General features: G+C 69.9%; 9 protein-coding genes. All 9 read right to left on the reverse strand.

The annotated features are described in order from the left end of the window. Nucleotides 1–2,244 (reverse strand): 1,4-alpha-glucan branching protein GlgB, encoded by a 2,244-nt coding sequence (glgB, locus tag M6B22_RS19840; protein ID WP_269443299.1) that lies wholly within the window; start codon nucleotides 2,242–2,244, stop codon nucleotides 1–3. After that, a complete protein-coding gene (locus M6B22_RS19845; protein ID WP_269443300.1) occupies nucleotides 2,241–3,626 on the reverse strand; it encodes a maltokinase N-terminal cap-like domain-containing protein in 1,386 nt (461 codons plus the stop codon). The genes glgB and M6B22_RS19845 overlap by 4 nt, the downstream gene beginning before the upstream one ends. A gap of 37 nt (nucleotides 3,627–3,663) precedes the next feature. Further along, nucleotides 3,664–5,427: a maltose alpha-D-glucosyltransferase gene (treS, locus tag M6B22_RS19850; RefSeq protein ID WP_269443301.1), complete on the reverse strand. Its 1,764-nt coding sequence runs from the start codon at nucleotides 5,425–5,427 to the stop codon at nucleotides 3,664–3,666. Between the two features lie 55 nt (nucleotides 5,428–5,482). Next, complete coding sequence (locus tag M6B22_RS19855; protein ID WP_269443302.1) at nucleotides 5,483–6,442, reverse strand: ABC transporter permease; 960 nt, start codon at nucleotides 6,440–6,442, stop codon at nucleotides 5,483–5,485. A gap of 12 nt (nucleotides 6,443–6,454) precedes the next feature. Then, nucleotides 6,455–7,402, reverse strand: coding sequence for an ABC transporter permease (locus M6B22_RS19860; protein ID WP_269443303.1), 948 nt, complete (start codon nucleotides 7,400–7,402; stop codon nucleotides 6,455–6,457). After that, nucleotides 7,399–8,496 carry an ABC transporter ATP-binding protein gene (locus M6B22_RS19865; protein ID WP_269443304.1) on the reverse strand — a complete coding sequence of 366 codons (1,098 nt, stop codon included), beginning with the start codon at nucleotides 8,494–8,496 and terminating at the stop codon, nucleotides 7,399–7,401. The genes M6B22_RS19860 and M6B22_RS19865 overlap by 4 nt, the downstream gene beginning before the upstream one ends. Further along, complete coding sequence (locus M6B22_RS19870) at nucleotides 8,493–9,560, reverse strand: ABC transporter ATP-binding protein (RefSeq protein WP_269443305.1); 1,068 nt, start codon at nucleotides 9,558–9,560, stop codon at nucleotides 8,493–8,495. The genes M6B22_RS19865 and M6B22_RS19870 overlap by 4 nt, the downstream gene beginning before the upstream one ends. A gap of 80 nt (nucleotides 9,561–9,640) precedes the next feature. Continuing rightward, complete coding sequence (locus M6B22_RS19875; protein WP_269443306.1) at nucleotides 9,641–11,446, reverse strand: ABC transporter substrate-binding protein; 1,806 nt, start codon at nucleotides 11,444–11,446, stop codon at nucleotides 9,641–9,643. Between the two features lie 256 nt (nucleotides 11,447–11,702). Continuing rightward, nucleotides 11,703–12,827 carry a hypothetical protein gene (locus M6B22_RS19880; RefSeq protein ID WP_269443307.1) on the reverse strand — a complete coding sequence of 375 codons (1,125 nt, stop codon included), beginning with the start codon at nucleotides 12,825–12,827 and terminating at the stop codon, nucleotides 11,703–11,705.

Here is a 12,827-nt window from a genome sequence, read left to right on the forward strand (position 1 = left end):
TCAGCCGGCGGGGGGCTGCTCGGGAACAGCCTGCGCGGGGCCCGCGTAACGCAGCCACAGGGCGCCGAGCGGCGGCACGCGCAGCGTGGCCGACGCGGGCAGCCCGTGCCACGGCTCGCCGACCGCCTCCACGGCGCCGAAGTTGCCGACGCCGGAGCCGAAGTACTGGTCCGCGTCGGTGTTGACCACCTCGTCCCAACGGCCGGCGAACGGCAGCCCGAGCCGGTAGCCCTCGTGCGGGACGGCCGAGAAGTTCGCGACGCAGGCGATCGTCGAGGTCGCCCCGTCGGCGCTGCCGGGGCCGAACCGCAGGAACGAGTAGACGTTGCCGGCCGCGTCGTTCGCGTCGATCCAGCGAAAGCCCTCGGGCACGGCGTCCAGCGCCCACAGTGCGGGCGACTCGCGGTAGAGCCGGTTCAGGTCCTTGATCAGCCGGGCGACCCCACGGTGGTCGGGCGCGTCCAGCAGCCACCAGTCCAGCGAGCGCGACTCGGCCCACTCCGCGCCCTGCGCGAACTCCTGACCCATGAAGAGCAACTGCTTGCCCGGGTGCGCCCACATGTACGCGTACATCGTGCGCAGCGTGGCCATCTGCTGCCAGCGATCGCCCGGGATCTTGTTCAGCAGCGAGCCCTTCCCGTGCACCACCTCGTCGTGCGAGAGCGGCAGCACGAAGTTCTCCGAGTAGGCGTACATCATCGAGAAGGTCAGCTCGTTGTGGTGGTACTGCCGGTGGATCGGCTGGTGCGAGACGTAGGCCAGGGTGTCGTGCATCCAGCCCATGTCCCACTTGAACCCGAAGCCGAGACCACCCAGGTGCGTCGCGCGCGTGACGCCGGGCCACGACGTGGACTCCTCGGCGATGGTGACGGCTCCGGGCACTCGCTTGTAGACGGTGGCGTTCATCTCCTGCAAGAACGCGACCGCCTCCAGGTTCTCGCGGCCGCCGTACTTGTTCGGCTCCCACTCCCCGTCGCGGCGCGAGTAGTCCAGGTACAGCATCGAGGCGACCGCGTCGACGCGCAGCCCGTCGATGTGGAACTCCTCCAGCCAGTACAGCGCGTTCGCGACCAGGAAGTTGCGCACCTCGCGCCGCCCGAAGTCGAACACGTAGGTGCCCCAGTCCGGCTGCTCACCGCGGCGCGGATCGCCGTGCTCGTACAGCGGTGTGCCGTCGAAGCGCGCCAGCGCCCAGGCGTCCTTGGGGAAGTGCGCGGGCACCCAGTCGACGATGACGCCGATGCCGGCGCGATGCAGTGCGTCGACCAGTTGGCGGAACTCGTCGGGATTGCCGAACCGGGCGGACGGGGCGTAGTACGACGAGACCTGATAACCCCAGGACCCACCGAACGGGTGCTCGGCCACCGGCAGGAACTCGACGTGGGTGAACCCGGCGTCCTGCACGTACGCGACGAGTTCCTCGGCCAGTTCGACGTACGAGCGCCCGACCTGCCACGAGCCGAGGTGCACCTCGTAGATCGACATCGGGGCCGCGTGCCAGGGTGTCTGCGCCCTTGACTGCAGCCACTGCGCGTCGCCCCACTCGTAACGCGGCGTGTGCACCACCGACGCGGTGGCCGGCGGCACCTCGGTGGCGAACGCCATCGGGTCGGCCTTCTCGCGCCACTGGCCGTCGGCACCGAGCACCTGGAACTTGTAGCGGCAGCCGTCACCGACACCCGGCACGAACAGTTCCCACACACCGGACGAGCCGAGCGAGCGCATCGGCAGCGCCTTGCCGGACCAGTAGTCGAAGTCGCCGGACACCCGCATCGCGCGCGCGTTCGGCGCCCACACCGCGAACGACGTCCCGGTTACCGCGCCGCCCGGCGTGTCATAGCTGCGCACGTGCGCCCCGAGCACCTGCCACAGGTTCTCGTGCCGGCCCTCGCCGATCAGGTGCAGATCGACCTCACCGAGCGTGGGCAGCCACCGGTACGGATCGTCGACCGGGTAGGTGTTCTCGCCGTAGGTGACGTCCAGCCGGTAGTCGCCGACGTCGCCGTCGACGATCGCCTCGAACACCCCGCCGTCGTGGACCAGGCCGAGCGGCGCGCGGTCACGGCCGGCTACCAGTTCGACCGCGTCCGCGTCCGGGCGGAGCGTGCGGATCGCGGTGCGGCCGTCACCGGTCGGGTGCCGGCCGAGGATCGAGTGCGGATCGTGGTGCGTGCCGGCGACCAACCGGTCCAGCTCCGCACGGGGAACGGTCACGTCGGGCGTGCCTCCACGTGGCGCGGTCACCGGACCACCTCCGTCTCGGCGAGCCGGCTCAGCGACGCCAGCGGGATCGGCAGCCAGGCAGGCCGGTGCCGGGACTCGTACACCGCTTCGTACACGGCCTTGTCGGCCTCGAACGCACGTAGCGCCACCGACTGCTCGCGCGGATCGTGCTGGGCGCTCTCGGCGTAGCCGGTGCAGAACGCGTCCCGGTTGCGCTCTGCCCACTCGTTGGCCCGGTACGCCAGTTGCGGCACGTACCCGGTCTCGATCAGCCGGTGATGCCCGGCGTACTCGAAGGAGCGCAGCATGCCGGCGATGTCGCGCAGCGTGGAGTCCGGGCGGCGCCGTGCGGACAGCTCGGCCATCGGCTCGCCCTCGAAGTCGATGATCACCCAGCGGTGCACCGTGCGCAGCACCTGGCCCAGGTGCAGGTCGCCGTGGATGCGCTGCACCGGCAGCGGGTCGCGCAGCTCGGCGAAGGCGTTGAACAGGGCGTGCAGTCCGGGCGCGACGTCCTGCAGTTCCGGCACCACCGACAGCGCGTACTCGAGCCGGGCGTGCATCGTGTCCGCCCGGTCGCGCACCTCCTCGGGGGTGGCGGTCGCGGTGGCGAAGGCCACCGCGAGGTCGGCGTGCACCTCGGCGACGGCCGCGCCGAGCCGTTCGGCCTCGCCCGCGAAGTCGCCGCCCGCCTCCTCGGCGTGCAGGTCCCCTTCGGCCATCAGATCGAGCACGCTCTTCTTCGCCAGCTCCCACCCGTCGGTCGCGGTGGTCATGAACTCCTGCAACATCGCCAGCTCGAAGTGCTCGCCGTCGACCTCGGCCGCGACGGAGCCGAGCAGCCGCGCCACGTGGCGGGCACCGCGCGCGCTCAGTGCGGCGTGGATCTCGATGTCCGGGTTCACGCCGGGCTGTAGCCGGCGGAACACCTTCAAGATCGCCTTGTCGGCATACATCAGCGAGGTGTTCGACTGCTCGGCGGTGAGCACCAGGCTCGGTTCGTCCACCGGGATGTCCGCGGCGTCGGCATGGTTGGTGAAGCGCAGCCGGTCGGTCCGTACCTCGTCGCGGATGTTGACCAGCCACGCCGCGGTGACGTCCTTGTCGTGCAGCGCGTCGTAGATCCACCGCAGCCCGTCGCCGTCCTCGTACGCGCCCACCAGCACGTGGTCCAGCCCCTCGTCGCGCGCGTCGCGCTCGACCAGCGGCAGCTGGTACACCTCGATCGACCCGTCGTCGTAGGTGACGCGTGCCGTCCAGATCGTCACCTCGGGCGAGGCGGCAACCAGGACGGCCAGCGGAACCACGTCGACCGTGCCGGCCCGCCCCTTGCCGGCGAACCAGCGCTGGGTCGGCAGCCAACCCTGGACCAGCGGCCGGAGCTGCTCGCTGCTAGCGCTCATGCCGTATTCCTGTGCAGGTAGCGGTATCGGTACGTGATCACGCCGTCACCTCCTCGTCCGTCAGGCCCTCGATGGGAGCTGACTCGTTCGGTCCGGCCGGCGCCGGGGTGCGGGGGATCCGCAGCCAGTAGAAACCGTGCCCGGCGAGCGTGAGCAGGTACGGCAGCTCGCCGATCGCGGGGAAGTGGGTGCCACCGAGCAGTTCGATCGGCTCCACGCCCTGCCACGCCCGCAGGTCGAGTTCCACCGGCTGGGCGAAGCGCGAGAGGTTGTTGACGCACAACACGATGTCGTCCCCGAATTCGCGCACGAAGGTGAGCACTGAGGGGTTACTACCCCCGATGTCGGTGAACGTACCCAGGCCGAACGCGGGATTGACCTTGCGCACCTGGATCAGCCGGCGCGTCCAGTGCAGCAGCGAGGAGGTGTTGCGAGTCTGCGACTCGACGTTGGTGACCTGGTAACCGTAGATCGAATCCATGTTGACCGGGAGGTACAACCGGCCGGGATCGCAGGTGGAGAAGCCGGCGTTGCGGTCCGGGGTCCACTGCATCGGGGTGCGCACGCCGTCGCGGTCGCCCAACCAGATGTTGTCGCCCATCCCGATCTCGTCGCCGTAGTACAGGACGGGCGAGCCCGGCAGCGAGAGCAGCAGCGCGGTGAACAGCTCGATCTGGTTGATGTCGTTCTCCAGCAGCGGGGCCAGCCGCCGGCGGATGCCGATGTTCGCCTTCATCCGCGGGTCTTTGGCGTACTCGGCCCACATGTAGTCGCGCTCTTCGTCGGTGACCATCTCCAGGGTCAGCTCGTCGTGGTTGCGCAGGAAGATTCCCCACTGGCAGTTGGCCGGGATGGGCGGCGTCTGCGCCATGATCTCCGAGATGGGGTAGCGGCTCTCGCGCCGGACGGCCATGAAGATGCGCGGCATCACCGGGAAGTGGAAGGCCATGTGGCACTCGTCGCCGCCGCTGGCCCGATCGCCGAAGTACTCGACCACGTCGGCCGGCCACTGGTTCGCCTCGCACAGCAGCACGCGGTCCGGGTAGTCGCGGTCGACCTCCTTGCGCACGCGGCGCAGGAACTCGTGCGTCTCCGGCAGGTTCTCGCCGTTCGTCCCGTCGCGCACGTACAGGTAGGGCACCGCGTCGAGCCGGAACCCGTCGATCCCCAGGTCCAGCCAGAACCGCAGCGCGTCCAGGATCGCCTCCTGCACGCCGGCGGAGTCGAAGTTCAGGTCCGGCTGGTGGCTGAAGAAGCGGTGCCAGAAGTACTGCTTGCGCACCGGGTCGAACGTCCAGTTCGACGGCTCGGTGTCGACGAAGATGATCCGCGCCTCCGGGAAGCGCCGGTCGTCGTCGTTCCACACGTAGAAGTCGCCGTACGGCCCGGTCGGGTCACTGCGGCTGGCCTGGAACCACGGGTGCGCGTCGGAGGTGTGGTTCATCACGAAGTCGACGATCACCCGGATGCCGCGCTCGTGCGCCGAGTCGAGGAAGAACTTGAAGTCCTCGATGGTGCCGAACTCCGGCAGCACGCCGGTGAAGTCGCTGACGTCGTAGCCGCCGTCGCGCAGCGGGGACGGGTAGAACGGCGGCAGCCACAGGCAGTCGATGCCGAGCCACTGCAGGTAGTCGAGCTTGTCGGTCAGCCCGCGCAGGTCCCCGGTGCCGTTTCCGTCCGAATCGGCGAAGCCGCGCACCAGCACCTCGTAGAACACGGCGCGCTTGAACCAGCCGGGGTCGGCGGGCAGCGGCTGCCCGAAAGCGGTTTCTGGGCCGTCCGGAAAGGGCGAGTGGCTCACGTTTCATTCCTAGCAGGTACTGCCCGAAATGCGCAGCCGCGCCGCGGCGAACGGCTCAGGACAACGGCACCCGGGGGTCGAGCACCGCGTAGAGCAGGTCGACCACGATGTTCGCGGCGACGATGAACGCCGAGGCGAGCAGGACCAGGCCGATGATCACCGGAAGGTCCTCGCGGCTGATCGAGTTGTAGATCTGCTGCCCGAGACCGGGCAGGCCGAACACCGTCTCGGTGACGATGATCCCCCCGAGCAGTGTCCCCAGGTCGATGCCGAACTGGGTGACGACCGGCGTCAGCGCGCTGCGCAGAGCGTGGCGGTACACCACCCGTCGCTCGGCGATCCCCTTCGATCGCGCGGTGCGGATGTAGTCCTCGCCGAGCACGTCCAGCATCGCGCCACGCGTCAGCCGTGAGTACGTGGCGGCGGTCACCAGGGCGATGGTGACCCAGGGGAGGATCAGGTGCACGAACCACTGGCCTGCGTTCTCGGTGAGCGGCACGTAGCCACTGCCCGGGAAGAAGTGCACGCCCGCCAGGTGCAGCCGGTAGAACAGGAACAGCAGACACAGTTCGCCGAGCAGGAACGTGGGCATCGAGTAGAACAGCAGCGCGAAGCCGGTCACCGCGCGATCCGCGGGCGTGCGCGGATGCGTCGCAGCGAACACGCCCGACACGACCCCGATGAGCAGCCAGAGCACGGCGCCGCCGATTGCCACCGATGCCGTGATCGGCAGATCCTGCTTGATGATCGTGCTCACCGGTTCGTTGTTGACGTAGGAGTAGCCGAGGTCGCCGTGCAGCAACCGCCACAGGTAGCTGCCGTACTGTGAGAGGATCGGCCGGTCCAGGCCCAGCCGGTGCGCGATGAGGTCGATGGTCTGCGCGGTGGCCTGGCGGCCGGCGAGGGTCTGCGCCACGTTGTGCGGTGCGACGAAGTAGAGGACGAACACGGCGGTGGCTACGACCCACATCACCAGCACGCCGAAGGCGATCCGGCGGATCAAGAAGCGCAGCACGGACGGCCTCCGTTACCTGGCGACGGTCCGGCCGAAGCGCGGGTCGAACGCGTCGCGCACGCTGTCGCCGAGCAGATTGAAGGCCAGTGTCGTGATCAGCAGCGCGGCGCCCGGGAAGACCACGTACCACCAGGCCACCTGGTAGTACTGGATCGACTCGGACAACATGCCGCCCCAGCTCGCCGTGGGCGGGACCACCCCGAGCCCGAGGAAGGACAGTGTCGCTTCGAAGACGATCGCCAGCGGGATCAGCAGTGTCGTGTAGACGATCACCGGGGCGAGCACGTTCGGCAGGATGTCGACGAACATGATGCGCACGTCGCCGGCGCCGAGCGAACGGGCCGCTTCCACGAACTCCTTCTGGGTGATCGACAGCACCTGGCCGCGCACGACGCGTCCGACGGACGCGAAGGAGAAGAACGCGATCACCGCGATGGACACGGTCAGCCCGGGACCCACGACGGAGATCAGCGCGATCGCGAAGACGAGGTAGGGGAGCGACAGGACGACGTCCATGAACCTGGCCAGGGCGGTGTCCAGCATCCCGCCGAAGTAACCGGCCAGCAGGCCGATGACGACGCCGACGGCGACGGCGAGCACGCTGGCGACCACGCCGGCAAGCAGGGAGACCCGCGCGCCGTAGCAGATCCGTACCAGCACGTCGCGTCCCAGTTCGTCGGTGCCGAGCAGGAACGCCGAACCGGGCCCCACCGGAATGCCTTCAGGTGTGAGACCGCTCGTGCGGTACTGGGTGTCGGGGCCGTGGCCGACGGCCGCGGCCACCACCGGCGCGAGGGCTGCCGTCAGTGCGATCAGGACGATCACGGCCGCCGAGGCGACCGCCACCCAGTCGTGGCGCAGGCGATCGAAGGCGAGCCGCCACGGGCTGCGGCCCTCGATCACGGCGATGTCCGCCGCGACCGGCCCGCTCTCGCTCCCCAGAGCCGCCGCGCTGCTCATCGGGCATCCCGCGGGACCGGGGCGGACGGCGCTGCGTCAGGGTAGGCGAGCCGCTCGCCGTCGCGCAGCGGGAAGTGGCACGCCACCACGTGTGAGCCGTCGTCGAGGAAGTTCGCGCCGAGCACGGGTGCCTCGCGCCGGCAGATCTCCTGTGCCTTCGGGCAACGCGGGTGGAACCGGCAGCCGGACGGCGGGTTGATGGGCGAGGGAACATCCCCGCGCAGCACGATGCGCTCGCGCCGGTCGGCCTCGTCCGGGTCGGGCACCGGTTCGGCGGACAGCAGCGCGCGGGTGTAGGGGTGCCGTGGCGTGCTGCCCAGCTCGCGCGCCGGGGCGAGCTCGACGATCTGGCCGAGGTACATCACCGCCACCCGGGTGCTCACCCGCTGCACGACCGCGAGGTCGTGCGCGATGAACACATACGTGAGCGCGTACCGGTCCTGCAACTCGGTGAGCAGGTTGATGACTTGTGCCTGGATCGAGACGTCCAGTGCCGACACCGGCTCGTCGCACACGATCAGCCGGGGGTGCAGCGCGAGCGCCCGGGCCACTCCGATCCGCTGCCGCTGGCCGCCGGAGAACTCGGCCGGGAACCGGTTGTAGTGCTCCGGGTTGAGCCCGACCTGGCTCATCAGGTCCTGCACGGCGCGCTTGCGCTCGGAGCCGGAACACACGTCGTGGACGGCGAACGGATCACCGATGATCGACCCGACGCGGCGGCGTGGATTGAGCGAGCCGTACGGGTCCTGGAAGATCATCTGAAGCTCGCGGCGATAGGGGCGCAGCCGCCGGCGGGACAGCGCGGAGATGTCGTGACCGTCGAAGACCACGTGCCCGGCGGTGAGCTCGTACAGCCGGGTGATGCACCGCGCCAACGTCGACTTGCCACACCCGGTCTCGCCGACCAGCCCGAGGGTTTCACCACTGCGTACCTGCAGGCTCACGCCGTCCACGGCATGCACCTGCCCGACGGAGCGCCGCAGCACGCCCCCGGACAGCACCGGGAAGTACTTGACGACGTCGTCCACCTCGACGAGCACGCGGTCCGCGTCGGCCGCGGCGCCGCTGATCGCGTGCAGCCGCCGGCGGCTCACCGTTGCGCCTCCGTCGCGTACCGGCGCGCGATCGGCCCGGCCGCGCCGGAGCGCCGGCTCGCGGCGAAACCGATGCGGGATCCGGTCGCGTCCCGTCCGAGGGTGCTCAGCGGGAGCCAGCACGCCGAGCGATGCGCCGCCGGACCCGCGACGAGGCGCAGCGCCGGCCGCGCGCTCACGCAGCGATCCATCACGAACTCGCAGCGCGGGTGGAACGGGCAGCCGGGCGGTGGACCGATCAGGCTCGGCGGCTGGCCGGGGATCGGGCGCAGCCGCTCGGCCGGGTCGCCGCCATCCGGCAGTGAACCGAGCAGGCCGAGCGTGTAGGGGTGGTGCGGGCGGTAGTACAGCTCACGCCGCGGCGCCTGCTCCATCGCCCGGCCGGCGTACATCACCAACACCTCGTCGGCCATGCTCGCGACGACGCCGAGATCGTGGGTGATCATCACGATGGCAATGGCGAACTGCTGTTGCAGGCGCCGCATCAGCTCGATGATCTGTGCCTGCACGGTGACGTCGAGCGCGGTCGTGGGTTCGTCGGCGATGAGCAGCTTGGGGTTGAGCGCGAGCGCCATCGCGATCATCACCCGCTGGCGCATGCCGCCGGAGAACTGGTGCGGGTAGTCGCGCACCCGTTGCTCGGCCTGGGGGATACCCACCAGGTCGAGCAACTCGACCGTCCTGGCGCGAGCGGCGGCGCGGCTGCAGCGCCGGTGCTCGCGGATCATCTCGGCGATCTGCCAGCCGACCCGGTAGTACGGGTGCAGGCTGGACAGCGGGTCCTGGAAGATCGTCGCGATCTGCGCGCCCTGGATCGCGCGCAGCCGATCGGGGCCCGCAGTCAGCAAGTCCTCACCGTCGAAGAGCGCCCGCCCGCCGATGTGGGCGCCGCGGGTCAGGCCGGCGATCGTCTGGGTCGCCACGCTCTTGCCCGAGCCGGACTCGCCGACGATGCCCAAGGTGCGCCCGGCGTCCACGTCGAAGCTCAGGCCGCGAACCGCCTCCACCACTCCGTCCGGCGTGTCGAAGGCCACCGTCAGGTCGGTTACCTCGAGCAGCGCCATGCGATCACCTCCTGTCCGGTCCTGTCCGGTCCAGCGACGTTGACGGGCCGCCGGTGCCCTGCGCCGGCGGCCCCGCCGCGTCAGCTTCCGGAGAGCCAGACGTTGGTGACGTCGCAGTTCTCGTTGAAGAAGTTGAAGTAGCAGCCCTTGACCCGCGAGGAGTGGAAGACGGCCACCTTCTGCGCGCCGATCGGCACGATCACCGCGTCGGCCATGGCGAGCTTGGCCGCTGCCTGCCAGTCGGCGCTGGCCGCGGAACTGCTCGACTCGGCGAGCGCCTTGTCGATCAGTGCGTTCATCTGCGGGCTGTTGTAGTCGCCGTAGTCGGTCGATCCAGGGCCGTAGCCGCGGCCGTCGAAGAGCGGTTCGATCACCGCACGGCCGTTGTTGCCGAGCCAGTCAGGGATCCACCCCGCCTCGGCGATGTCCCACGCACCGCTGCGCGACGCCGTCGGATTCTGCAGGTACTTCGTGTAGAACGTGTTCGCCGGGTTGACGGCGATCAGCTTGACCTTGAAGCCGGCCGCCTGCAACGCGGCCTGGTCCGTCTGCGCGACCTGCGGGTGCACGGTGGTCGTACGGTACGGCAGCTTCAGCGTGATCTGACCGGGCTGGTAGCCCGCCTGGGCGAGAAGTGACTTGGCCTTGGCCGGGTCGCCGTTGTTGCCGGGCGTCGGGTACGGATCGTAGTTCGGCACGTTGCCGACGCTGCCGCCCGGGATGATCTGGTTGAGCGGTTGCGAGATCAGCTTTCCGCCGTAGACCTGCGACACCGCGGTCTTGTTGAACGCGTACTCGAGCGCCTGGCGCACCTTGAGCTTCTTCAGCGCGCCGTTGTTGTTCGGGCTCTGCAGGTTGATGGCGATATAGGGGTTGATGGTGATGAAGTTGTCGCCCGACGGCCCGATCACCAGCCCCGCGTCGTTGCTTCGCGACAGAGCGGCCAGCTGTGCGGTCGGGACGTTCTCGTCCCAGTCCATGTCCTGCGTCCCGGCCTGGAGCTGTTGCTGGGTGCCCTGTTCGTTCCCGCCCATCGTGACGTCGATGGCGTTGACGTAGGCGTGCCGGATGGGATCGCTGCTCGCGTGCCACGCCGGGTTGCGGACGAGGTGATACGACTTGCCCGGGACGTAGCTGCTGATCGTGTACGGCCCGTCCGAGATCGTGTGCTGTGCCTGCTGCGCGCTTCCCGGCAGATAGTGGAGGTACTCGACCGGGGCCGGCGAGGAGAACGGCAGCGCCAGGATGTTGACGAAGTCCGTCGCCGGCCGCGTCAGGGTGATCCGCAGCGTGGTATCATCGACCGCCTTCAAGCCACTGACGTCATGCTGCGTGATGTAGTTCTTGATGGCGCTCACGCTGCTCGCGGACACCTTGGCGAAGCCCGCGCAGTAGGCCTTCATCCCGGCGATCGTGTTGGTGAAGTAGCCGGGCGCGCCTGTGGGCTGGGCCGGGTTGCACAGCCGCTTCAGGCCGCGGACGGCATCTTCCGCCGTCACCTGGCGGGCCGGCTGGGTGTCCCACTGCGCGCCCTTGCGCAGCTGGATCGTGTACACCGTGCCGTTGTCGCTGATCGTCGGCGCTGAGGTGGCCAGATCGGGCACCGGGTCGATCTGGGCCTGCAAGGTGGTGGCGTTCGGGTAGGTGTAGAGCTGCCGCGTGAAGGCCCGCATCAGGGTGTAGGTCACGTCGTAGTAGCCGTCGGCGGTGTCGAGGTAGTCGACGTCCCCCTCGCCGTACAGCTTCAAGGTGCCGCCCTTGGTCGGCGTGCCCTGGTTCGCGGCCGGCTTGTTGCCGCCACCGCTGCTGCCGCACGCCGAGAGCGTCAGTAGCGCGATCGCGGCCACGCTCACGGCCACGTAGGTGCGGTGGTTTCGGTGTCGCATGAGAAGCCCCTTTCTCGGCAGCTGTTGCTCGGTTTTCGGGCAGCGGGTACCGGCGTGACGGGACTCGACAAACGTGGGCGGAGGCAGCAGCCGTGCACTGGCCGCTGGCGCTTCAGGCGCTTGCCGGTTCTCAGCCGGCTGGTTCGCACGCTAGGAACCGAAGCTGGGAATCGCCGCAGTAGCAGGGCATTGTGGCGATCTTGTGTCGTGATGTTGTCCGGGCCGTGATCGGATTCCTTGCCCGCGCTTACTCTTCTCAGCCGCGCAGCCAGAGCCGGCTGGCCCCGCTACCGGTGGTGGCGAGCAGCAGCCGGTCGCCGAGCCGCGTGAGCGCGGCGTCCTGGGCGCGTTCGGGCACCGGGATCGACCGCCAGCCGGTGCAGTCGCGCGCAACGGTGTCCAGCCGGATCACCCGGTCTACATCACTGAGCACGTAGGCGCGGTCGGTCTGCGCGAGCACCTGGCGCACCTGCACCAAGCCCCGGCCGGGCCCACTGCTGGCCGGCGTCGCCCGCCCGGACGGATCGATCGACCAGCACAGCACGTGCTGCTCGGCGGTCGCGGTGTTACCGGCCACCACGCAACCGGACGCGTCGCACGCGGCGCGGGTGGCCGAGGCCGGGCCGGTGGACGGCAGCCTGCTGCGTGTCCACGCGCGCCCGGTCGCCGACGTCCAGGTGAGCGCGTCGGTACGGACGGTGCCGTCGCCCGCGCGCTGCGTGTTGCCGACCACCAGGAAACCGGACGGCGTCGCGGCGGCGCCGTAGGCCGCGGTCTGCTCGCCGGGTCCGGAGGCGAGGCCGGGCACGTCGGTGTAGCGCGTCCACGCCGCGCCGTCCGGTGACGTCCAGACCGCCGCGCCGTACCCACCGCCGGCCTCGTCCCACGAGCCGGCGAGCAACACCTGCCCGGGGCGCGCCGCCTCGTCGCTCGTCGCTATCGCGTGCTCGCCGCCGAACAGGGTGAACACCTGTTCGTGCTCGGTCAGCCCGCCGGTGCCGCCCTCCCACAGCGTCGGCCGTGCGTTGCTGTGCGCGCCGCCGAAGGCCTGGCCGTACGCGGCGATGTGCGTGCCCGCCACGCCGGCCATGACGAACTCGGCCTGCTGCCCGTAGCCGGTCACCGGGTGCAGCGCGAGACGGCGCCAGCTCCTCGCGTCCGTGGTCGTCCACGCGGCCGGCGCGCGCCCGACCGATGCCGGCACCGAGCCCAGCGCCAGCACGCCGCCGGCGAAGGGCGTCAGCACCATCACCCGCGCGCCGGCCGCCGGCAGGGCGAGCTCGTGCCAGCCGGTACGGGCCGCCGTCGGGGCCGGACGGCTCACCGACGAGGTGCACGCGGCGAGCGACAGCAGCGCGGCGAGCGCGACCACCGCCCGCAT

The sequence above is a fragment of the Jatrophihabitans cynanchi genome, assembly GCF_027247405.1.
Taxonomy (GTDB): Bacteria; Actinomycetota; Actinomycetes; order Mycobacteriales; family Jatrophihabitantaceae; genus Jatrophihabitans_B; species Jatrophihabitans_B cynanchi.

Excerpts from the sequence above, each read along its gene's own strand:
- M6B22_RS19875 (WP_269443306.1), bottom strand. The coding sequence starts at position 11,446 with ATGCGACACCGAAACCACCGCACCTACGTGGCCGTGAGCGTGGCCGCG.
- M6B22_RS19860 (WP_269443303.1), bottom strand. The coding sequence starts at position 7,402 with ATGAGCAGCGCGGCGGCTCTGGGGAGCGAGAGCGGGCCGGTCGCGGCG.
- M6B22_RS19870 (WP_269443305.1), bottom strand. The coding sequence starts at position 9,560 with ATGGCGCTGCTCGAGGTAACCGACCTGACGGTGGCCTTCGACACGCCG.
- M6B22_RS19880 (WP_269443307.1), bottom strand. The coding sequence starts at position 12,827 with ATGCGGGCGGTGGTCGCGCTCGCCGCGCTGCTGTCGCTCGCCGCGTGC.
- M6B22_RS19845 (WP_269443300.1), bottom strand. The coding sequence starts at position 3,626 with ATGAGCGCTAGCAGCGAGCAGCTCCGGCCGCTGGTCCAGGGTTGGCTG.